This window comes from Enterobacter sp. 6722112 (genome assembly GCF_058661685.1).
The window spans coordinates 1,973,618-1,994,082 of the sequence record NZ_JBZWGR010000007.1; the positions used below are offsets into that span (position 1 = coordinate 1,973,618).

Below are 20,465 nucleotides of genomic sequence, written 5' to 3' on the forward strand. Positions count from 1 at the left end.
TTTTCGCAGGCCGTTTTTTTATGCCGTCCGCAGGCGGCGGAACCAGGTTTCCGGCTTCGTAAACATCACCATATTTCCCCCCAGAATCAACAGCAGGCCGACGATCCCGTTGAGATGCCACACGTAACCTTCGTACACCGTTGAAATCGACAGCGCCACCAGCGGGAACAGCAGCGTGCTGTACGCGGCTTTACCGGGACCAATGCGGCCTACCAGCGTAAAGTAGGCGCCGAAGGCAATCACCGAGCCAAACAGCGCAAGATAGAGCAGCGCCCCCATATAGCTCACCGTCCATTCCGGCATAAAGCTGTCGCCCCTGAAGAGCGCGATAAGGCCCATCACGACGGTGCCATACAGCATCGCCCAGGCGTTGGTGGTCATAGTTTCCAGCCCGTTTCGCTGATGACGCATGCTGATCATATTCCCCAGCGAGAAGCCGTAGGTGCCGAGGGCGGAAAGCCCGATGCCCGTAAGCAACGACGCGCTCCAGCCGCTGGCGAGCAGATCGTTCCAGAAAAGGGTGATGATCCCGATAAGCCCCAGCGCTGCCGCCGTCCAGAAGCGTGCGGGTGGGCGCTGGCCGAAGAAGATAAAGCTGTTGATGGCGTTATACAGTACGGCCATCGAGAAAATCACCGACTCAAGGCCGGTATTGATATGGGCGGCGGCGGTGTAAAAGCACCAGAAGTTGAAACAGAAAACGCAGCAGCCCTGAAGCATGCAGTAGAGATGATCCCGCAGCGCCAGCCTGCGCAGGCGGCGAAGGGCGACCAGGACGATCATCATCGTGGCGCTGGCCACGGCGAAGCGCCAGAAAATGGAGACCGGCGCTGCAACCGGCCCCTGTTGTAAAAAAATGGCGATCCAGGTCGTGCCCCAGATAACAACGACCAGCCCATAGAGTAATGCGTTCATGGTGTCTCTCTTCTCATACCGCGAAAAACAACAGTGTGGCGAAAGAAGGGGGGGCCGGCTTTCATCGCCTTGCGCCGGACTTGCAAATTCTTGCGCTTTTTTCTCGCACAATGGCTGGTAACAGGCTGCAACACTTCTTAGACTGACAGTCTGATTAATCACCTGTTTACGGCCATGTCTCTCGTTTACGACACCTTTGAAACGTTACGCCAACAAAATGCAGTGCTGCGGGAAACCGTCGCGCTCAATACTGGCATTCAACTGGCGGCGTGGTACAACAAGCACGACACGATCACGGTGAAAAGCAACCATCACACCCTTAGCCTGTACGTGGCGGATGGCTATGAAAGCTATCAAAAAACGCCGGGTGGCTGGAAAAATGGCGGCGGGCCGGACCGTTTTTGTCTGATGCCGGAAGAGAGCGAATCCACGTGGGATATCCGCGACGACCTGTCGTTTGTGCACCTCTACTGCACCGATGAACACCTGCGGGACGTGGGGGAGAAAATCTGGGATAAACGACCGCTATCGCTGACGCTGGAGGAAAAAATCTTCGGCAGCGATCCGAAAATCACCGCCCTTTATCGCCAGTTTTTGCTCGGCTGCGACTGGCAGCAAAACGCCAATCAGCTCACCCTGAGCACCGCGTCGACCTTATTGCTGACGCATTTGGTCCAGCACTATTCCAGCGTACAGTGGAAGCTGCCGGTGGTGACCGGCGGGTTATCGCCGTTTGTACTGCGCAACGTGCTGGCCTTTATCGAGGAAAACCTTGCACAACCCTTAACCCTGGCGGAACTGGCGGGCCAGGCCGCACTCAGTGAGTATCACTTTGCGCGGATGTTCCGCCAGTCGATGGGGCTGGCGCCGCATCAGTACGTTATGCAGCGCCGCATGGAGAAGGCCAAAGCGCTGGTACAGCACACGACCACGCCGCTCACCGACATCGCGCTGGCCTGCGGATTTAACTCCGCCAGCCATTTCAGTAACCGTTTTCGCAGCATGACCGGCATCACGCCGTCACAGCTACGCGCGGCGAAGGCGTGAGAAGACGGCGTAACAGATCCCTCCCAGCACCAGCCCCCAGAAGGCGGAGCCAATTCCCAGGAGCGTGACGCCGCTGGCGGTCATCAGGAAGGTAACGATCGCCGCGTCGCGCTCTGCTTCATGGTTCAGTGCCTGATACAAACTCCCGCTGATAGTGCCGAGCAGGGCCAGCCCGGCCAGCGTCTGGATGCCGCTCAGCGGCAGGGCGGCCATCAGCCCGGAAATCGACCCGCCGAACACCCCCGCCAGCAGATAAAACCCGCCTGCCGCCGCCGCGGCCAGCCAGCGTTTACTGGCATCCGGATGGGCGTCCGGGCTCTGGCAGATGGCGGCAGTGATGGCGGCGATGCATATAGAATAAACGCCGAAGGGGGATAACAGCAGTGCCAGCCCGCCGGTGGCAACGATCAGCGGTGAGACCGCCAGCGGATAGCCCGATGCCTGCATGGTGGCGAAGCCGGGCGCATTCTGCGACGCCATGGTCACCAGGAAGAAGGGTAAGCCGATGCTGAGCAGGCTGGTGATGGTGAACGCAGGGGCAATGAATTCCGGCATGATGACTGATAACGTCATCCTGTCCGTGACAACGTCACCTCCGGCCCATGCCACGAACACGCCCACCAGCAGCGTGGCGACAATGGCGTACCGGGGCGCTACGGCTTTGGCCACCAGCCAGGCGGCCAGCATACTGCCGCAAAGAAAAATGTGTCCCTCAAGATTGCTGAATGCCTTCAGGCCAAACTGTAACAGCACGCCCGCCAGCATAGCGGCGGCAAGCGAGTGCGGGATCAGTTTCATCAGCCGGGCAAACAGGCCGGTGATGCCGCACAGCAGAATCAGCGCATTCGCGAATATAAATACCCCGATGGTTTCCGCCAGCGTCACGCCTTGCAGGCTGGTGGCGAGCAGCGCCGCGCCGGGAGTCGACCAGGCGGTCAGCACGGGGGCTTTATACCACCACGACAATGCCAGCGTGCTGATCCCCATCCCGAGCCCTAGAGCGGTCATCCATCCGGCAATTTGCTGTGTACTGGCGCCAGCCGCCGCAGCCGCCTGCCAGATAATGGCGGCAGAGCTGGCATAGCCCACCAGAACGGCAACAAAACCGGCCAGCACGGCAGGAAAGAGAGAGGCAGTCGATCGCATGGAAACTCCGTTGTGCGTTATAACGTCCGGAATAAGGTATCACTGTGCGCTATAGCGTACAAGTGGTATGCTTTGCCGCAACGGGAGGAACTATGGATATCACTCAACACCTGGCAACCACACTGAAAGCGCTGCGTCAGGCGCGGGGCTGGAGCCTGTCGAAACTGGCGGAAGAGACGGGCGTGTCGAAAGCGATGCTCGGGCAAATCGAACGCAATGAGTCCAGCCCGACGGTCTCTACCTTGTGGAAAATCGCCACCGGGCTGAACGTACCTTTTTCGGCGTTTATCACTCCAGAAAGCGAACCGCAGGCGGTATTCGATCCGCAGCAGCAGGCGATGGTGGTGAAACCGCTTTTCCCCTGGGATGAACAGCTTAAGTTCGACCATTTCTCCATCACCCTGTCGCCCGGCGCACTGAGTGAGTCCACGCCGCACGAAGCCGGGGTGATCGAGCACGTGGTGGTGATAAGCGGTGAGCTGGATATGCAAATTGACGGTGTCTGGCGCACGCTATACGCTGATTCCGGCGTGCGTTTTGCCGGCGATAAACCGCACGCGTACCGCAACAGCAGCGCCCGGACGGTGCATTTCCACTCTCTGATCCATTATCCCCGCTAAAGCGTCGCAAAACGGTTTCACTGGCACAGACTTCTGACTACAATAGCCGCCATTTTGACCATAACGGATAACGACGAAGTATGCGCCTGCACTCCCATCATCTTGAACTGCTAAGCCCGGCCCGCGACGCCGCCATTGCCCGTGAAGCCATTCTTCACGGAGCAGATGCCGTCTACATTGGCGGCCCTGGCTTCGGTGCCCGTCATAACGCCAGCAACAGCCTGCGCGACATTGCCGAGCTGGTCCCGTTCGCCCACCGTTTCGGGGCGAAGGTGTTCGTGACCCTGAACACCATTCTTCATGATGATGAGCTTGAGCCCGCGCAGCGTCTTATTACCGATCTCTACCAGACCGGCGTTGACGCCCTGATCGTTCAGGATATGGGCGTTCTGGAACTGGATATCCCGCCGATTGAGCTGCATGCCAGCACCCAGTGCGATATCCGCACCGTTGAGAAGGCGAAGTTTCTTTCGGACGTCGGGTTTACGCAAATTGTTCTGGCGCGCGAGCTGAACCTGAACCAGATCCGCGATATCCACCAGGCGACCGACGCGACCATTGAATTCTTTATCCACGGTGCGCTGTGTGTGGCGTATTCGGGGCAGTGTAATATCTCTCACGCCCAGACGGGGCGCAGCGCTAACCGGGGCGACTGCTCTCAGGCCTGCCGTCTGCCTTATACCCTGAAAGACGATCAGGGCCGCGTGGTGGCATTCGAAAAACACCTGCTGTCGATGAAAGATAACGATCAGACGGCCAACCTCGGCGCGCTGATCGATGCCGGTGTACGCTCCTTCAAAATTGAAGGACGCTACAAGGACATGAGCTACGTGAAAAATATCACCGCCCATTATCGTCAGATGCTGGATGCCATCATCGACGATCGCGGTGACCTGGCGCGCGCGTCCGCCGGTCGTACAGAGCATTTCTTTATTCCGTCGACGGACAAGACCTTCCACCGCGGCAGCACGGACTATTTCGTGAATGCCCGTAAAGGGGATATTGGCGCGTTCGATTCACCGAAGTTTATCGGTTTACCGGTGGGTGAAGTGCTGAAAGTGGCGAAAGATCATCTTGACGTTCAGGTTACAGAGCCGCTGGCGAACGGCGATGGTCTCAACGTGATGATCAAACGTGAAGTAGTGGGTTTCCGCGCCAATACGGTGGAGAAAACCGGCGAAAATCGCTATCGCGTCTGGCCGAACGAAATGCCTGCCGATCTCTACAAAGCCCGTCCTAATGCGGCGCTTAACCGTAACCTGGATCACAACTGGCAGCAGGCCTTGCTCAAGACCTCCAGCGAGCGCCGCATTGCGGTGGATATCGCGCTGGGGGGCTGGGAAGAGCAGCTGATCCTGACCATGACCTGCGAAGACGGTATCAGCGTGACGCATACGCTCGACGGCCTGTTCGAGGTGGCGAACAATGCGGAGAAAGCGCTTAGCAACCTCAAGGATGGCGTGGCGAAGCTGGGGCAGACCATTTATTACGCGCGCAATACTGAGGTGAATCTGCCGGACGCGCTGTTCGTGCCGAACAGCCTGCTGAACCAGTTCCGCCGTGAAACGGCAGAGATGCTGGATGAAGCACGCCTGGCAAACTATCCGCGCGGCAGCCGTAAGGCCGAAACGGTGCCTGCGCCGGTCTACCCGGACACGCATCTCTCGTTCCTCGCGAACGTTTACAACCACAAAGCGCGTGCGTTTTACCATCGTCACGGCGTGCAGCTGATTGACGCCGCGTATGAAGCGCATGAAGAGAAGGGCGATGTGCCGGTGATGATCACCAAACACTGCCTGCGGTTTGCCTTTAATCTTTGTCCGAAACAGGCGAAAGGCAATATTAAAAGCTGGAAAGCGACGCCGATGCAGCTGGTGAATGGCGATGAAGTGCTGACACTGAAGTTTGACTGCCGTCCGTGTGAAATGCACGTTATCGGCAAGATGAAGAATCACATCTTCAAAATGCCGCCTCCGGGAAGCATTGTGGCCTCCGTTAGCCCTGACGATTTGATGAAGACCTTGCCGAAGCGTAAAGGCAGCTAACCCGCAGAGTGGGTATCCGGTTTGCGCGATTTCTGCCAGGCATGGTGCTCGCGCAACCCCTCCGCAGACTCCTCAGCCGCGCTGCGTAACTCGTCGCTGTCAGCTTCATGACGAAGCTGATGGTCGGCGTTTTTCACATACACAAATTCATGCCCTTTGTGCTCCGCCATAATCTGCCCTGAGAACAGGGCGCTAATCACCAGCAGTAGCGAAAATTCTTTTCTGAACATCCTTTATCCCCTGAAAATACGCTACGGTCATCGTAGGGATAATTTCATAGAGTAATTATTCGACTGTTTAAATTTGAGAAAATAGACTGTCAAAAATTGTGGTCGCAATAAAACTCACTTAAGACTATTCTTAAAAGCAATATCGCCGTTGTAAACTCCCATTTCTGGTATGCAAAGAGAAGCTAGATATATTGGGAAATCATTTACAATAAGATTTTTCTGGCTAAGGATTGGATCGAATAAATGAAAAAAATAATCGTGCTATCACTTCTGGGCGTAGTGGTTGCGGTGGGTGCTGCGGCCAGCATCTATTCAAATGAAGAACCAGAATATATTCAGTCAGCAAAAAGCCGTGTCGGATCGTATTTAACCAGCGATTACGGACGTGTCGAATGTAATAGCACCCAGGTAAGAGAAGATCGCTGGGAGCTGGGCTGTACCAATAAGGCGAGGGGCAAAACCTTCCAGTTCGCCGTTTACCCATCCGAGCAGGCGCCGTATGGGGTCTCTCGTGCGTTTTATCTCGAAGCGATTAATGATGATGCCCGCCAGAGTGCAGAGCAGGGGCTGATGCGTTATCTGCAAATTAATACCAAAGCGGGTTAATCGATTCGTTTATGCTTCGTTGAGGCTCACAGTGGTAGATTGCAGATGATCCACATCCCGGTATGGAATACCGGAGCGTAGATACCAAAATACAAATCTATCCATGCAAGCATTTACCGCCAGATTATGGCGGTTTTTTTTTGCCCGTTTATCGTACCGGCTGTGAAAATTGTTTGCGATATTGCGCGGGCGAAAGCGCAAATTGCTGCCGGAAATGGTGGCGCAGCGTGCCGCTTTGTCCAAAACCGGTTTGTTCCGCAATATTGTCGATGCTGAGCCGACTATTTTCGAGGTAATCTTTTGCCCGCTGCAATCGTGCAGTTAATAACCAGCGCGCGGGCGTTGTTCCGGTCGCGTCCTGGAAACGGCGCAGAAAGGTGCGCTGACTCATACCCACCCGCAGGGCCAGCGATTCGACGGTATGGGAAACGGCCAGATGCTGGTGAAGATAATCAAACAGCTGGCCCAGGCGCTGGCTCTCCCGCAACTGAGCCACCGGTCGGCTAAGCTGCTGGGTTTGCGAGCCGTCCCGATGGGGCGGGATCACCAGCCGACGCGCCACGCGGTTTGCCGCTTCAATACCGTAATTCCGACGCACCACGTGCAGGCACAGATCAATCCCCGCGGCGCTGCCTGCGGAAGTGAGAATATCGCCTTCATCCTGGTACAGCACATCGTCGACCACGGTGATGGCGGGATAGCGCGTTTTCAGAGCTTGCGTATAGCGCCAGTGGGTGGTTGCCTTCCGCCCGTCAAGCAGGCCTGAGGCTGCCAGAACGAAAACGCCAGAGCAGATTGAGAGTAGCTGACAACCCCGGGCATGCGCCGCACGGAGCGCCTGACAGAGCGCGTCGGGTACGGGTTCGTCCAGCCCTCGCCAGCCGGGTACGACAACCAGATCCGCCGTCTCCAGCAGACGCAGATCGCCATCGGCCAGAATACGGATCCCGCCCGTTGCCCGGAGCTCGCCGTCATCCACGCTCGCCACGGCGAACTGATACCAGTCATCGCCCATCTCCGGGCGCGGCAAGCCAAAGATTTCTACCGCCACGCCAAACTCAAAGGTACATAAACCGTCATATGCCAGCACGACCGCGCGCGGCGAGGAATGTCTTAAGTTTGTCATCTTTTTGCTGTTTTCTGGCATAGGCGGACGCATTCATGGGCTGAAGTAAGGGATAGAGTAGTGTTAACACAAACACCACAAATGAGGAAGATTCATGAGCTATGTTACTGAATTTCCGGCTGCTGAGCCGCAGGAAGCCGTGGGGCATTTTCTGCGTCGTCTGAGCGTCGAGACGGACTGCGCCGATGTCCATCACGCGGTATCCAGCGGTGAGCAGGACTTTGTTCTGCTGCACGTTGTCGGAAAACCTGAACATTTTGCCCGGCGGCATCTGCCCGGCGCGCTGCATTTACCCTGGAGCCAGATCACCGCCGAGCGGATGAAAGCGTGGCCAGAGGGCACGCTGTTTGTCGTCTATTGTGCAGGCCCGCACTGCAACGGGGCGGACAGGGCGGCGCTGAAGCTGGCGCGTCTGGGTCTGCCGGTCAAGATTATGCTCGGGGGCATCACCGGCTGGGAAGATGAGCGGTTCGCGTTTGCAGGATCTTCATCACCCGCCCTGTGAACATGAATTTATTTCAACACAGATGAAATTTTCTCGTTTGTCGGCGGCGAGCCGGTATGACATCTTTTCAGGACGTTTAGACATCCAGAAGTCTAAAGATTCAAGAGATGAATTATCACTGTGGGCAATTAACGCCGACAGACAGAGGAGATTTCCATGCAGCGACACCACGCCCCGTACCGCGCCGATGTAGTCGGCAGTTTTTTACGCCCGGATTCTGTTAAACAGGCCCGTCTGCAATTCGCCAGCGGTGAGATCGATGCCGGTCAGCTTCGCGCTGTTGAGGACGAGGCCATTCGCCATGTTGTCGAGCAGCAGTGCGCCTGCGGTCTGCATGTGGTAACGGACGGTGAATTCCGCCGCGCCTGGTGGCACTTTGACTTCTTTGACGGGCTACAGGGCGTAGAGCGTTATGATTCGCAGCAGGGCATTCAGTTCAACGGGGTGCAGACCAAAGCCCATGGCGTGCGCGTAACGGGCAAACTGGGCTTCGGCGATCATCCTATGCTGGAAGATTTCCGCTACCTCAAAAGCATCAGCGGTAACGCACAGCCGAAGATGACCATTCCGAGCCCGAGCGTGCTGCACTTCCGCGGTGGCCGCAAGGATATTGATGCCACGGTATACCCGGATCTGAAAGATTACTTTGACGATCTGGCGACCACCTGGCGCGATGCCATTCGGGCCTTTTACGATGCAGGCTGCCGCTATCTGCAACTGGATGATACCGTCTGGGCCTACCTTTGTTCAGAAGACCAGCGCCGGCAGATCCGCGAGCGCGGTGATGATGCAGACGAACTTGCCCGAACCTATGCCCGGGTGCTGAATAAGGCGCTGGAGGGCAAACCGGACGATCTGACCATCGGGCTACACGTTTGCCGCGGCAACTTCCGCTCAACCTGGATTTCCGAAGGCGGCTATGAGCCGGTGGCGGAGGTGCTGTTCGGTACGGTGAACGTCGACGCGTTCTTCCTGGAGTACGACAACGACCGTAGCGGCGACTTTGCGCCACTGCGTTTTGTGCGCCCGGGTAAACAGCAGGTGGTTCTGGGGCTAATCACCACCAAGCACGGTGAACTGGAGAACCCGGAAGGGGTGAAAGCGCGTCTGGAAGAGGCCGCGCGCTACGTGGCGAAAGAGCAGATTTGCCTCAGCCCACAGTGCGGATTTGCCTCCACGGAAGAGGGTAACAGCCTGAGCGAAGCCCAGCAGTGGGATAAAGTTCGCCTGGTGACGCAAATCGCCAGCGACGTCTGGTAACATCGTTCACAGCGCTGCATTATTACAGTGCAGCGCTGTACCATTCTGAGTCGTTTCCCGTAGGTCCTCTCTTCGAACCCGTTTAAATCCTGCCTCTGCAACCTGGCACCCTTTTTGCTCTCCTGAAACTGACGTTACTTTTTCTGCGTCCGGGCGGTAACGGACGTCTTCGCACAGCTTTCTTTTTCAGGAGTGAAAATATGCACCGTCGTACCTTTATAAAAGCGTTCGCCTTGTCCGCCTCCGTGGTCGCCATGGGGGTCAGTTTTGGCGTCCAGGCCGCAGAGACCATTAAAGTCGGGATCATGCACTCACTCTCCGGCACGATGGCCATTTCAGAAACGCCCCTGAAAGATGTCGCCCTGATGACCATCGACGAAATCAACGCCAAAGGCGGCGTGCTCGGGAAAAAGCTGGAGCCGGTGGTGGTTGACCCGGCATCCAACTGGCCGCTGTTTGCCGAAAAGGCCCGCCAGCTTCTGAGCCAGGATAAGGTCGCCGTGGTGTTTGGCTGCTGGACCTCCGTATCGCGTAAATCAGTTCTGCCGGTTTTTGAGGAGCTGAACGGTTTGCTGTTCTATCCGGTGCAGTATGAAGGTGAAGAGATGTCACCTAACGTCTTCTATACCGGCGCGGCGCCTAACCAGCAGGCGATCCCGGCGGTGGAGTACCTGATGAGCGAGGACGGCGGCAGCGCGAAACGCTTCTTCCTGCTGGGAACGGACTACGTTTACCCGCGCACCACGAACAAGATCCTGCGCGCCTTCCTGCACTCGAAAGGCGTGGAAGATAAAGATATTGAAGAGGTCTACACCCCGTTTGGTCATAGCGATTACCAGACCATCGTCGCCAGTATCAAGAAATTCTCCGCGGGCGGTAAAACGGCAGTGGTCTCCACCATCAACGGTGATTCCAACGTGCCTTTCTATAAAGAGCTGGCGAACCAGGGGCTGAAAGCCACGGACGTGCCGGTGGTGGCGTTCTCGGTGGGCGAGGAAGAACTGCGCGGCATTGATACCAAACCGCTGGTGGGTAACCTGGCGGCGTGGAACTACTTTGAATCCGTCGATAACCCGACCAACCAGACTTTTGTCGCGGCCTACAAAGCCTACGCGAAAGCCCATAAGCTGCCGAATGCCGATACCGTCGTCACCAACGATCCGATGGAAGCGACCTATGTCGGCCTGCATATGTGGGCGCAGGCGGTTGAAAAAGCGGGGACAACCGACGTGGACAAAGTGCGCGCGGCAATGGCGGGCCAGTCGTTCAACGCGCCGTCCGGCTTTACGCTGACCATGGATGCCACCAACCACCACCTGCATAAGCCCGTCATGATTGGTGAAATCGAAGGCAACGGCCAGTTCAATGTCGTCTGGCAAACCGAACAGCCGGTACGCGCTCAGCCGTGGAGCCCGTTTATCGCCGGGAATGACAAAAAACCTGACCAGCCGATGAAAACCGCCAGCAACTAAGCCACCACCAGGGAGAGACGTCATGAACGCCATGCGCATAATTATTGCGATTGTGTGGCTTACCGGACTGCTGCCAGGGATGGCGCAGGCATCGGATGCCGATGATTTCGTTGCCGCTAGCCGCAGCCAGCAGACCGCCATGCTGACCCGCTGGGCAGCCACGCCGGAACCTGCACGTTTGCCGCTGCTTAAAGCGCTGCAACAGGAGAACCTCTACACCGACAGCCAGAAGAAGGCTTTTACCCGCATCGACGGCGAAATGGTTGCCCTGGGCGCGGCAAAGAGCGCCGAAGGAACGACCAAAGCCGTGCGGCTGACCAACCGGCTGCGCGTGTTAACCGTCACGGCGCTGGCGACGCATCAGCTTGTCAGTGACAGTGTCACCGAAAGGCGTCATGCCGCGCGGCAACTTCAGCGTGACGCCCAGCCGGATATGCTCGGGTTTCTGCAACAGCGGGCTAACCGCGAAACGGACGACGTTACCCGACAGTCGCTGAGGCTGGCGCTGGCAAATCTTCAGCTGGCGAGTCCGCAGGCGGAAACGCGCCTCAACGCGGTTGAACTGTTGGGACAGTCTGACGATCCGGACGTTCAGGCCACGCTGACGCCGTTCACCCGGGCGCAAACCGAGCCGGACGCACGGGTACGTGCCGCCGCCGCTGAGAGCCTGGACCGTATTCAGCACCGGCTGATGTGGGGCGAACTGCTGGGGCAGGCCTTCATGGGCCTGTCGTTGGGGTCGGTACTCTTGCTGGCCGCGCTCGGGCTGGCTATCACCTATGGTCTGCTGGGGGTGATTAACATGGCCCACGGCGAAATGCTGATGCTCGGGGCGTATGCCACCTGGATGGTGCAGCAGGTGATGGCGCAGTGGATGCCTCAGTGGCTGGCGCTTTATCCGGTGGTGGCGCTGCCGGTGGCATTTTGCCTGACGGCAGGTATCGGGATGGTGCTGGAGCGCACGGTGATCCGCCATCTGTATGGCCGCCCGCTGGAAACCCTGCTCGCCACCTGGGGGATCAGCCTGATGCTTATCCAGCTGGTGCGCATGACCTTTGGCGCCCAGAACCTTGAGGTCGCAAACCCGGCCTGGCTGTCCGGCGGGGTGCAGGTTTTCGCCAACCTGACGCTACCGTGGAACCGCATTGTGGTGCTCGGGTTTGTGCTGATGGTGCTGTTCTTCACCTGGCTCATTCTGAATAAAACGCGTCTGGGGCTGAACGTGCGGGCGGTGACGCAAAACCGCAGCATGGCGGCCTGCTGCGGCGTCCTCACCGGACGGGTAGATATGCTGGCGTTTGGCCTCGGGTCCGGCATTGCCGGGCTGGGCGGCGTGGCATTGTCCCAACTGGGGAACGTGGGACCGGAGCTGGGCCAGGGATACATCATTGATTCGTTCCTGGTGGTGGTGCTCGGCGGCGTCGGCCAGCTGGCCGGTAGCGTCGCGGCGGCCTTTGGTCTGGGGATCTTCAATAAAATTCTTGAACCGCAGATGGGCGCCGTGCTGGGCAAAATCCTGATTCTGGTGGCGATCATTCTGTTTATTCAGAAACGTCCGCAGGGGTTATTCGCACTTAAAGGGAGGGTGACAGACTGATGAGCCAGCCATTGACCTTAACACTGGCGCGCAGGGCACCGCGCTCCACGCAAATCTTCGGCAGTCTGCTGGTTGCGGCGCTGCTGGTGCTGCCTTTTCTCGCGCTGTTGCCCGCAACGCATCCGCTGGCCGTTTCTACGTGGATGTTGACGCTCATCGGCAAGATCCTCTGCTACGCAGTTGTCGCCGTGGCCCTCGATCTGGTCTGGGGCTATGCCGGTATGCTCTCGCTGGGGCACGGCATATTCTTCGCCCTGGGCGGCTATGCGATGGGCATGTACCTGATGCGCCAGGCGGCCGGGGACGGGCTGCCCGCGTTTATGTCGTTTCTCTCGTGGAGCGAGCTGCCCTGGTTCTGGTGGGGAACGCAGCATTTTGCCTGGGCTCTGGTGTTAATTGTGACGATCCCCGGCCTGCTGGCGCTGGTCTTCGGCTGGTTTGCTTTTCGCTCGAAGATCAAAGGGGTCTATTTCTCCATCATGACCCAGGCGCTGACCTACGCGGGCATGCTGCTGTTCTTTCGCAACGAAACCGGCTTTGGCGGCAATAACGGCTTTACCGGTTTTACCACGCTGCTCGGGTTTTCCGTCACGGCGACCACCACGCGGATCGCGCTGTTTCTCGCAACGGTCGTGCTGCTGCTTCTGGCCCTGGGCACAGGCTACGCGCTGGCGAAGAGTAAATTTGGCCGCATTTTAACGGCGGTGCGCGATGCGGAAAACCGTCTCACGTTCTGCGGCTACGATCCGCGCGGTTTCAAGCTGCTGGTCTGGACGCTTTCCGCCGTGCTGTGTGGCCTGGCGGGAGCGCTGTACGTTCCGCAGGTGGGCATTATCAACCCGGGTGAAATGTCGCCGACCAACTCGATTGAAGCGGCCATCTGGGTAGCGCTGGGTGGACGCGGCACTCTGGTGGGCCCGGTGATTGGCGCGGCGCTGGTCAACGGTGCGAAGAGCTTTTTCACCGTGGCGATGCCGGAGTACTGGCAGCTGTTTCTGGGGCTGATTTTCATCGCCGTGACGCTGTTTTTACCGCGCGGCGTGTTCGGTCTGTTTCGTAAGGGAGAGAATTAATGCAGCCCTCTGAAGGACTCTTTACCCGCCAGCTACCGGGCGACCATTACCGCGAGCAGACCGATCCGGTGTTGCAGCTCGAGGCCATTAACGTCAGTTTCGACGGTTTTCAGGCGTTGACCGATCTCTCGCTGAACATCGGCGTCGGAGAATTGCGCTGCATCATTGGCCCTAATGGCGCCGGTAAAACCACGCTGATGGACGTGATTACCGGCAAAACCCGGCCAAAAAGCGGGAAAGCTATTTACGATCAGTCCATCGATCTGACTGCCCTGGAACCGGCGGCCATCGCCCGTCAGGGCATTGGCCGTAAGTTCCAGAAGCCGACCGTGTTTGAAGCTCTGACCGTAGGGGAAAACCTCGAAATCGCCATGAAAGCCGACAGGTCCGTCTGGGCGAGCCTGCGGGCCACGCTTAGCGGCGAGCAGCGCGACCGCATTGATGAGATGCTGGTTTTGCTGCGGCTTGGCAGCGAGCGCGATCGCCGTGCCGGGCTGCTTTCCCACGGACAGAAGCAGTTTCTGGAGATCGGCATGCTGCTGGTGCAGGACCCGCATCTGTTACTGCTGGACGAACCCGCTGCCGGTATGACCGACGCAGAGACGGAATACACTGCCGAGCTATTCCGAACCCTGGCAGGCAAGCATTCGCTGATGGTGGTTGAGCACGATATGGGTTTCGTCGAGACCATCGCCGACCACGTCACGGTGCTGCATCAGGGGCGGGTACTGGCGGAAGGTTCGCTTCGCGAGGTACAGGCCAATGAACAGGTAATTGACGTCTATCTGGGACGTTAAGGAGAGGTGATGTTACAGGTTAGCGAACTGAATCAGTACTACGGAGGAAGTCATATTCTGCGCGGGGTGAGCTTTGAGGCGGTCGTCGGGGAAGTTACCTGCCTGCTGGGGCGCAACGGGGTGGGCAAAACCACGCTGCTGAGGTGCCTGATGGGGCTGATCCCGGTGAAAGCCGGGGAGGTCGTCTGGCAGGGAAAGAGCATCACTCACAGTAAACCGCACCAGCGGGTGCAGTCCGGCGTGGCCTATGTTCCGCAGGGGCGGGAGATTTTTCCGCGTCTGACCGTAGAAGAAAACCTGCTGATGGGGCTGTCACGCTTCTCCGCGGGAAACGCAAGGAGCGTACCGGAGGAGATTTGGCAGCTTTTCCCGGTGCTGAAGGAGATGAAGCACCGACGCGGAGGCGATCTTTCCGGTGGTCAGCAGCAGCAGCTGGCGATAGGTCGCGCGCTGGCGAGCAGTCCACGGTTACTGATTCTGGATGAACCCACGGAAGGTATTCAGCCGTCGGTGATTAAAGAGATTGGGCAGGTGATCCGCAGCCTGGCGAACCGGGGGGATATGGCCATCCTGCTGGTGGAGCAGTTTTATGATTTTGCGGCAGAGCTGGCCGACAGCTATCTGGTGATGTCGCGCGGCAGCATCGTCCAGCAGGGGCGCGGGGAGAACATGGAGCAGGAGGGCGTTCGCGGGCTGGTTGCGATCTGAAATGTTATAATATAACATCCTCATTCTTATAAAACGGAATGAGGATTTTGCTGTGGCTGCACAACTTGCAAAAATTGCGCTGACTCTGGGAACGCTGCTGGTAAGCGGCTCGCTTTTTGCCCATTCGCACGGTCATCAGATGACGGAGGCGGAACAGAAGGCGGCAAACGGCGTCTTTGAGGATAAAGACGTCAGGGACAGGACGCTGTCTGACTGGGACGGGACCTGGCAGTCCGTTTATCCGTTCCTGCTTGATGGTTCGCTGGATCCGGTTTTCGAAAAGAAAGCGCAGAAGGGAGAAAAATCCGCTGCCGAGGTGAAGGCCTACTACCGTAAGGGGTACGCGACGGACGTGGACGCCATCGGCATTGAAAACAACGTGATGGAATTCCACCGAGGCAAAACGGTGAGCAGCTGCCGCTACGACTACAGCGGCTACAAAATTCTGACCTATGCGTCGGGGAAAAAAGGCGTGCGCTACCTGTTTGAGTGCAAGGATAACGCGAGCCAGGCGCCTAAGTTTGTGCAGTTCAGCGACCATATCATCGGGCCGAAAGCCTCTTCACACTTCCATATCTTTATGGGCAACACCTCCCACGAGGCGCTGCTGAAAGAGATGGATAACTGGCCGACCTACTACCCGAATGAGATGTACAAAGAGCAGGTGGTGGAGGAGATGTTGCACCACTAGGGTGTTGGTTTTGCCGGGTGACGGCTTCGCCTTACCCGGCTTACGATTAGGGTTTTGTCGGTCGGGTAAGCGCAGCGCCACCCGACACGCTATCTTCACTTTTCACGCGCATCCCGCGCAATATCATCAGCCAGGCCGCAATGATGGCGGCCATCATAATGATAAATAATGACCAGTGCGGCAGATGGGTCAGGATGAGCCCGGTGATCATCGGGTTCGCCGCCGCGCCGAGCCAGCCCAGCGCCTGGGCGGAGAAATAGCTCGCCTTCATGCCCGGCGGGGCGATATTGTCGATCAGCATGTATTCACCCGGTGCATAAATAATTTCACCCAGGGTGAAAATCGCCGCCGCGATCCCCCAGTAAATCAGGTTCTCGCCGGAAAGCATAAACCCGCCCAGCCCGAGGATGAAAAAAAGCGTCGCGGCGGTCATTAACGGACGAATATTGCTGGCGGTGATCTTACGTCCAAGCGCGTATTGCAGGGTGACGACCACCGCCGCGTTGACGGGCAGCACAACGGCCACCACCTTTTCTGCGAAATCACTGTCCGCATGTGCGGCGAGGACATACTGGGAAATGCAGGTGGCGAACGATCCACCCACATACGACGCCAGCAGGCCGGAGAGCGTGTACCAGAACAGCGCCCGGTCTTTCAGCAGCACCGAGGGCTGCCACGGCATTTTCTCCTCAGGGCTGTCTGAGGCTATGCTTTTCTGCACAAAGAAATGGATAAACCCGAGCGGCAGTGCGGCACAGAAGGCGGCCAGCCAGAACGGCAGTTGCAGGCTGTACATCACCAGCAGGGTGCCGATCGGCGGCCCGATCGTCCAGCCAATGTTCAGGAAACTGTAGTTGAGTGAGAAAACGCGCGCCTTTTCGCTGGAGGTCAGCACGTCGGCAAACCATGCTTTCAGCACCGTTGAGAAGACGGAATAGGCGCAGTTAATCAGGGCAAAGAACAGCACCACCAGCGTCACGTTATTCACCAGCGGAATCGCCACAAACCCGGCGATAAAGGCTACGATGGCGATCAGCATATAGCGTTTTTTGTCGAACTTATCCGCCAGGATGCCAAACCCAAGGCTAAACACCACGCCAATGGTCAACGCCACGGTAAGGGCATAGCCAATATTCTCCACGCTCATATCGTACACGCGTGTGAGATATATGGTCATAAAGGGCAGCGTTGCCCCGCGGCCAATTGTTAATAACAATGACGATGCCAGCAGCGCTGCGGTTGAGCGCCTGATTGATGGTTTCATTTTCCTGCCCGACAAATGCTTATGCTTTTTTTGTTGTGTTATTACAGGATTATCATGGGATCGGCAGCTTGTATAGCACCCAATTTATCCGCAGGTGCTTCTCTCCAGTACCAGAATTAATGATCTTCTCGCGGGGCTATTTTTTCTGTTACCTTGAAGTGTTTACAAAATTTTAATAATTCAGGGGCGGAAAATGACGCGGAAAGACGGGCTGTTAGCGTTGCTGGTTGTCGTGGTGTGGGGACTCAATTTTGTGGTCATCAAAATGGGGTTGCACAACATGCCTCCACTGATGCTGGCGGGGCTGCGCTTCCTGCTGGTGGCCTTCCCGGCGCTGCTGTTCGTTGCCCGCCCGATAATTCCCCTCAAGCTGCTGCTGGGCTACGGCCTTACCATCAGCTTTGGTCAGTTTGCGTTTCTTTTTTGCGCCATCAAATTCGGTATGCCTGCGGGCCTGGCTTCGCTGGTGCTTCAGGTGCAGGCGTTCTTTACCATCATTCTCGGCGCATTTGTCTTCGGCGAACGCTTGCAGGGCAAGCAGCTGGCGGGCATTAGCCTTGCGGTCTTTGGCGTGCTGGTGCTGATTGAAGGCAGCCTCAACGGTCAGCATGTCGCGCTGCTGGGCTTTATGCTCACCCTGGCGGCGGGGCTGAGCTGGGCGTGCGGCAATATCTTTAACAAACTGATAATGCAGCACGAGACGCGTCCGCCGGTCTTATCGCTGGTGGTCTGGAGCGCATTGATCCCAATCGTGCCGTTTATGGCCGCGTCGTTTATTCTGGATGGTCCGCAGGCGATGTTGAAAAGCCTGGTGGAGATCGACCTGACGACCATTTTGTCGCTGATCTACCTGGCGTTAGTCGCCTCAATCATTGGCTATGGTATCTGGGGATCGCTGCTCGGACGCTATGAAACCTGGCGTGTGGCGCCGTTATCGCTGCTGGTACCGGTGGTCGGGCTTGCCAGCGCCGCACTGTTGCTGGATGAAACGCTCAGCGCGCTGCAACTCTGTGGCGCAGGGCTGATTATGGCCGGGCTGTATATCAACGTCTTTGGCTTGCGGGTGCGTCGGGCAACGCAGGTGCGGGGTTAAGGCAGAAAAAAGCCCCGCATTAGCGGGGCAAAAACGAATTACAGGTCGTGGTTGTAATACGGCACGCCTAATTCGTCGGATTTGTCGCTGCCAGCGCCCATGTGATTGAAGTCCCAGGGCGACTGGTTTTGCGTGGACGGCATAATCATGGTGTCACAATTATTTTGCTGCCCCGCATTGGGGGGTTGCTCCGCGAAGCTCTGGCCGGAAACCAGCACCAGCAAGGTGAGGGCGGCGGAGGCGATAAATTTCATGATTTCCTCGGTTACGTCTTAACAGGCGATGATTAACTGCAATGTTTTAGCGGATACAGATAACGGGATTCACCCGGCATACTGGTAATACGGTACTTATGAGGCGGCACGTCAAAGTAGTTCTTGAACGTACGCGTCAGGGTCTGTTGCGATTCAAATCCGTAGCGTTCCGCCAGATAGAGGATCGGCTCATTGCTTTCTTTCAGTTTTTGGGCAATCTCCGTCAGCTTGCGGCTGCGAATATATTGTCCTAATGAATGGCCGGTCTCTTTTTTAAACATCCGTTGCAGGTGCCATTTTGAGTAACCTGAACGCTCAGACACTTTCTCAAGAGAGAGTGGAGATTCCAGGTTATCTTCGATCCAGTCCAAAATGCTATGAATGGTGATAGCGTCAGTATTGCGTCTGGACATCGTCATACCTCTTTTTCTGTTTACGGCAGGATTTTCTTGAGTAAGAGCTCAAGCGTTGCCACTTCATCTGCCGATAAGTTTTTTGTCAGTTCCTGGTGCAGTGTTTGTCCTACTAATTGATGACATTGCTCACACATGGCCGCGCCATCGCTGGTCAGTTTCACCAGTACGCCACGTTTGTCATTCGGGTTAGGGCTTCGTTCTATCCATCCTTTACAGACGAGACGATCCAGCATGCGGGTTAACGCACCCAGATCGACAGAGAGCACCTTTTTCAGCTCAACCGGCGTGATACACACTTCGCAGCGAATGGAACACAGCACTTTGAACTGTGTTGCGGTGATATCCAGCGGTGACAGATAGTCATTGAGCAGGCGATCTTTTTTCTGGTTAACCATATGAATTAGACGACCCAGTGGGATTATGTCGTTAAAGAGGTCACTGGTGCTTTTCACAATGGTTGCCCTGGCAAGTAGTTTAGTCACGGCAGATATTATTGCTCAGGCAAGTATAAGTCAACTGAATGAATCAGCCGATGCCACGAAATGCTAAAACGCTTCAGGAACTTATTCTGTACGCTTTTAAATCATACAGATAATCTGGGGTTATGAATTACGCGAGACAATTATGGTTACGCTGTCGGATGGCTCCGGACGAGGATTTGCCCCTATAATTGCGATGTTGAATAAGGATAAGGACTGCGGTGCATTATGTTGGATTTGATTAAAGCAGTGGGGCTTGGACTAGTGGTGTTGCTGCCGCTGGCGAACCCGTTAACGACGGTGGCGCTTTTTCTGGGGCTGGCGGGGAACATGAACAGCGCAGAGCGCAATCAGCAGTCGATGATGGCCTCTGTCTATGTCTTTGCCATAATGATGGTGGCTTATTACGCCGGGCAACTGGTGATGAATACCTTTGGTATTTCGATTCCCGGTCTGCGTATTGCTGGCGGGCTGATTGTGGCCTTTATTGGTTTCCGGATGCTGTTCCCGGCGCATAAAGCGCACGAATCCCCGGAAGCCAAAAGCAAATCGGAGGAGCTTGAAAGCGAACCGAGCGCCAACATCGCGTTTGTGCCGTTAGCCATGCCGAGCACGGCGGGGCCGGGGACGATTGCGATGATCATCAGTTCCGCCTCAACGGTGCGTGATGGGTCGACATTTCCGCACTGGGTTATCACCGTTGCGCCGCCGATCATTTTTGCGCTTATCGCCATTATCGTCTGGGGGTCATTGCGCAGCTCCGGCGCGATTATGCGCTGGGTGGGTAAGGGGGGGATTGAAGCTATCTCCCGACTGATGGGTTTTCTGCTGGTCTGTATGGGCGTGCAGTTTATTATTAACGGCGTGCTGGAGATTGTTAAGACGTATCATTGAGAACGTTGCCGGGTGGCGGCTTCGCCTTACCCGGCCTACTCGCAATGGATATAATTCTTATGAATATAAAGCGATGCGTCTTCTGCAACCACTCCTCTGGCAACGAGAATCGGTATCTATGATTGTCAGACCAAAATGACAGATGAAAGATTCCGTTATCTTGGCGGTGATGAAGAACACGGATATTAATGCTTCGTAGGCCGGGTAAGGCGAAGCCGCCACCCGGC

Annotated in this window: 22 protein-coding genes; 14 read left to right on the plus strand and 8 right to left on the minus strand. The window is 56.7% G+C overall.

Annotation, left to right across the window (positions count from 1 at the left end; genetic code table 11):
• Window positions 1-18: 18 nt before the first annotated feature.
• A complete protein-coding gene (locus tag AC4OVU_RS10930) occupies window positions 19-915 on the minus strand; it encodes a DMT family transporter (RefSeq protein ID WP_023303719.1) in 897 nt (298 codons plus the stop codon).
• A gap of 174 nt (window positions 916-1,089) precedes the next feature.
• Between AC4OVU_RS10930 and AC4OVU_RS10935 the strand changes: the two genes are divergently transcribed.
• Entirely contained in the window at window positions 1,090-1,962 is an 873-nt protein-coding gene (locus tag AC4OVU_RS10935) for a helix-turn-helix domain-containing protein (protein ID WP_006810606.1), read from the plus strand.
• Here AC4OVU_RS10935 and AC4OVU_RS10940 read toward each other — a convergent pair.
• Window positions 1,942-3,108: a benzoate/H(+) symporter BenE family transporter gene (locus AC4OVU_RS10940; RefSeq protein WP_047637352.1), complete on the minus strand. Its 1,167-nt coding sequence runs from the start codon at window positions 3,106-3,108 to the stop codon at window positions 1,942-1,944. The two genes, AC4OVU_RS10935 and AC4OVU_RS10940, sit on opposite strands and share 21 nt — an antisense overlap.
• 92 nt (window positions 3,109-3,200) lie before the next feature.
• Here AC4OVU_RS10940 and AC4OVU_RS10945 point away from each other — a divergent pair, with 92 nt between their 5' ends.
• On the plus strand, window positions 3,201-3,728 hold the full coding sequence (locus AC4OVU_RS10945; RefSeq protein WP_015570550.1) for a helix-turn-helix domain-containing protein: 528 nt from the start codon (window positions 3,201-3,203) through the stop codon (window positions 3,726-3,728).
• A gap of 80 nt (window positions 3,729-3,808) precedes the next feature.
• The gene (locus AC4OVU_RS10950) at window positions 3,809-5,773 is read left to right on the plus strand and encodes a peptidase U32 family protein (RefSeq protein WP_032648288.1); all 1,965 of its coding nucleotides are present in this window, start codon (window positions 3,809-3,811) and stop codon (window positions 5,771-5,773) included.
• Here AC4OVU_RS10950 and AC4OVU_RS10955 read toward each other — a convergent pair.
• Complete coding sequence (locus AC4OVU_RS10955; RefSeq protein WP_015570548.1) at window positions 5,770-6,003, minus strand: DUF2554 family protein; 234 nt, start codon at window positions 6,001-6,003, stop codon at window positions 5,770-5,772. The two genes, AC4OVU_RS10950 and AC4OVU_RS10955, sit on opposite strands and share 4 nt — an antisense overlap.
• Before the next feature lie 243 nt (window positions 6,004-6,246).
• Between AC4OVU_RS10955 and AC4OVU_RS10960 the strand changes: the two genes are divergently transcribed.
• On the plus strand, window positions 6,247-6,609 hold the full coding sequence (locus tag AC4OVU_RS10960; protein WP_040117634.1) for a hypothetical protein: 363 nt from the start codon (window positions 6,247-6,249) through the stop codon (window positions 6,607-6,609).
• Between the two features lie 148 nt (window positions 6,610-6,757).
• On the opposite strand, the gene ftrA is transcribed toward AC4OVU_RS10960, so the two are convergent.
• Entirely contained in the window at window positions 6,758-7,756 is a 999-nt protein-coding gene (gene ftrA / locus AC4OVU_RS10965) for a transcriptional regulator FtrA (RefSeq protein WP_185846746.1), read from the minus strand.
• 73 nt (window positions 7,757-7,829) lie between these two features.
• Here ftrA and AC4OVU_RS10970 point away from each other — a divergent pair, with 73 nt between their 5' ends.
• From AC4OVU_RS10970 to zinT, 8 genes are all read left to right on the plus strand, one after another.
• A complete protein-coding gene (locus AC4OVU_RS10970; protein WP_017383989.1) occupies window positions 7,830-8,240 on the plus strand; it encodes a rhodanese-like domain-containing protein in 411 nt (136 codons plus the stop codon).
• Between the two features lie 156 nt (window positions 8,241-8,396).
• The gene (locus AC4OVU_RS10975) at window positions 8,397-9,500 is read left to right on the plus strand and encodes a cobalamin-independent methionine synthase II family protein (RefSeq protein WP_015570545.1); all 1,104 of its coding nucleotides are present in this window, start codon (window positions 8,397-8,399) and stop codon (window positions 9,498-9,500) included.
• A 200-nt stretch (window positions 9,501-9,700) separates the two neighbouring features.
• Complete coding sequence (urtA, locus tag AC4OVU_RS10980) at window positions 9,701-10,972, plus strand: urea ABC transporter substrate-binding protein (RefSeq protein ID WP_015570544.1); 1,272 nt, start codon at window positions 9,701-9,703, stop codon at window positions 10,970-10,972.
• 22 nt (window positions 10,973-10,994) lie between these two features.
• A complete protein-coding gene (gene urtB, locus AC4OVU_RS10985; protein WP_110292234.1) occupies window positions 10,995-12,569 on the plus strand; it encodes an urea ABC transporter permease subunit UrtB in 1,575 nt (524 codons plus the stop codon).
• The gene (gene urtC, locus AC4OVU_RS10990; RefSeq protein WP_015570542.1) at window positions 12,569-13,642 is read left to right on the plus strand and encodes an urea ABC transporter permease subunit UrtC; all 1,074 of its coding nucleotides are present in this window, start codon (window positions 12,569-12,571) and stop codon (window positions 13,640-13,642) included. The genes urtB and urtC overlap by 1 nt, the downstream gene beginning before the upstream one ends.
• Entirely contained in the window at window positions 13,642-14,439 is a 798-nt protein-coding gene (gene urtD, locus AC4OVU_RS10995) for an urea ABC transporter ATP-binding protein UrtD (RefSeq protein WP_077580130.1), read from the plus strand. Before urtC ends, urtD begins: the two co-directional genes overlap by 1 nt.
• A 9-nt stretch (window positions 14,440-14,448) precedes the next feature.
• Window positions 14,449-15,147 (plus strand): urea ABC transporter ATP-binding subunit UrtE, encoded by a 699-nt coding sequence (gene urtE, locus AC4OVU_RS11000; protein ID WP_110292233.1) that lies wholly within the window; start codon window positions 14,449-14,451, stop codon window positions 15,145-15,147.
• A 52-nt stretch (window positions 15,148-15,199) separates the two neighbouring features.
• Window positions 15,200-15,838 carry a metal-binding protein ZinT gene (gene zinT, locus AC4OVU_RS11005; RefSeq protein ID WP_017383986.1) on the plus strand — a complete coding sequence of 213 codons (639 nt, stop codon included), beginning with the start codon at window positions 15,200-15,202 and terminating at the stop codon, window positions 15,836-15,838.
• A gap of 46 nt (window positions 15,839-15,884) precedes the next feature.
• On the opposite strand, the gene ydeE is transcribed toward zinT, so the two are convergent.
• The gene (ydeE, locus tag AC4OVU_RS11010) at window positions 15,885-17,102 is read right to left on the minus strand and encodes an efflux MFS transporter YdeE (protein WP_017383985.1); all 1,218 of its coding nucleotides are present in this window, start codon (window positions 17,100-17,102) and stop codon (window positions 15,885-15,887) included.
• Window positions 17,103-17,295: 193 nt separating this feature from the next.
• Here ydeE and eamA point away from each other — a divergent pair, with 193 nt between their 5' ends.
• Entirely contained in the window at window positions 17,296-18,195 is a 900-nt protein-coding gene (gene eamA / locus AC4OVU_RS11015) for an O-acetylserine/cysteine exporter (protein ID WP_110292231.1), read from the plus strand.
• 38 nt (window positions 18,196-18,233) lie between these two features.
• Here eamA and marB read toward each other — a convergent pair whose 3' ends face one another.
• The 3 genes from marB to marR are packed head-to-tail and all read right to left on the minus strand — an operon-like array spanning window position 18,234 to window position 19,317.
• On the minus strand, window positions 18,234-18,449 hold the full coding sequence (gene marB, locus AC4OVU_RS11020; protein WP_110292230.1) for a multiple antibiotic resistance protein MarB: 216 nt from the start codon (window positions 18,447-18,449) through the stop codon (window positions 18,234-18,236).
• Window positions 18,450-18,481: 32 nt separating this feature from the next.
• Window positions 18,482-18,862, minus strand: coding sequence for an MDR efflux pump AcrAB transcriptional activator MarA (marA, locus tag AC4OVU_RS11025; protein ID WP_001303241.1), 381 nt, complete (start codon window positions 18,860-18,862; stop codon window positions 18,482-18,484).
• 20 nt (window positions 18,863-18,882) lie between these two features.
• Window positions 18,883-19,317: a multiple antibiotic resistance transcriptional regulator MarR gene (gene marR / locus AC4OVU_RS11030; protein WP_017383983.1), complete on the minus strand. Its 435-nt coding sequence runs from the start codon at window positions 19,315-19,317 to the stop codon at window positions 18,883-18,885.
• A gap of 255 nt (window positions 19,318-19,572) precedes the next feature.
• On the opposite strand from marR, the gene AC4OVU_RS11035 reads away from it, so the two are divergent.
• Window positions 19,573-20,238, plus strand: coding sequence for a MarC family NAAT transporter (locus AC4OVU_RS11035; RefSeq protein ID WP_003857180.1), 666 nt, complete (start codon window positions 19,573-19,575; stop codon window positions 20,236-20,238).
• The last annotated feature ends 227 nt before the right edge of the window (window positions 20,239-20,465 follow it).

Bases quoted from the DNA above. Each gene is read 5' to 3' on its own strand.
- AC4OVU_RS10930 (WP_023303719.1), bottom strand. From the start codon at position 915: ATGAACGCATTACTCTATGGGCTGGTCGTTGTTATCTGGGGCACGACC.
- AC4OVU_RS10935 (WP_006810606.1), top strand. From the start codon at position 1,090: ATGTCTCTCGTTTACGACACCTTTGAAACGTTACGCCAACAAAATGCA.
- AC4OVU_RS10940 (WP_047637352.1), bottom strand. From the start codon at position 3,108: ATGCGATCGACTGCCTCTCTCTTTCCTGCCGTGCTGGCCGGTTTTGTT.
- AC4OVU_RS10945 (WP_015570550.1), top strand. From the start codon at position 3,201: ATGGATATCACTCAACACCTGGCAACCACACTGAAAGCGCTGCGTCAG.
- AC4OVU_RS10950 (WP_032648288.1), top strand. From the start codon at position 3,809: ATGCGCCTGCACTCCCATCATCTTGAACTGCTAAGCCCGGCCCGCGAC.
- AC4OVU_RS10955 (WP_015570548.1), bottom strand. From the start codon at position 6,003: ATGTTCAGAAAAGAATTTTCGCTACTGCTGGTGATTAGCGCCCTGTTC.
- AC4OVU_RS10960 (WP_040117634.1), top strand. From the start codon at position 6,247: ATGAAAAAAATAATCGTGCTATCACTTCTGGGCGTAGTGGTTGCGGTG.
- ftrA (WP_185846746.1), bottom strand. From the start codon at position 7,756: ATGCCAGAAAACAGCAAAAAGATGACAAACTTAAGACATTCCTCGCCG.
- AC4OVU_RS10970 (WP_017383989.1), top strand. From the start codon at position 7,830: ATGAGCTATGTTACTGAATTTCCGGCTGCTGAGCCGCAGGAAGCCGTG.
- AC4OVU_RS10975 (WP_015570545.1), top strand. From the start codon at position 8,397: ATGCAGCGACACCACGCCCCGTACCGCGCCGATGTAGTCGGCAGTTTT.
- urtA (WP_015570544.1), top strand. From the start codon at position 9,701: ATGCACCGTCGTACCTTTATAAAAGCGTTCGCCTTGTCCGCCTCCGTG.
- urtB (WP_110292234.1), top strand. From the start codon at position 10,995: ATGAACGCCATGCGCATAATTATTGCGATTGTGTGGCTTACCGGACTG.
- urtC (WP_015570542.1), top strand. From the start codon at position 12,569: ATGAGCCAGCCATTGACCTTAACACTGGCGCGCAGGGCACCGCGCTCC.
- urtD (WP_077580130.1), top strand. From the start codon at position 13,642: ATGCAGCCCTCTGAAGGACTCTTTACCCGCCAGCTACCGGGCGACCAT.
- urtE (WP_110292233.1), top strand. From the start codon at position 14,449: ATGTTACAGGTTAGCGAACTGAATCAGTACTACGGAGGAAGTCATATT.
- ydeE (WP_017383985.1), bottom strand. From the start codon at position 17,102: ATGAAACCATCAATCAGGCGCTCAACCGCAGCGCTGCTGGCATCGTCA.
- eamA (WP_110292231.1), top strand. From the start codon at position 17,296: ATGACGCGGAAAGACGGGCTGTTAGCGTTGCTGGTTGTCGTGGTGTGG.
- marB (WP_110292230.1), bottom strand. From the start codon at position 18,449: ATGAAATTTATCGCCTCCGCCGCCCTCACCTTGCTGGTGCTGGTTTCC.
- marA (WP_001303241.1), bottom strand. From the start codon at position 18,862: ATGTCCAGACGCAATACTGACGCTATCACCATTCATAGCATTTTGGAC.
- AC4OVU_RS11035 (WP_003857180.1), top strand. From the start codon at position 19,573: ATGTTGGATTTGATTAAAGCAGTGGGGCTTGGACTAGTGGTGTTGCTG.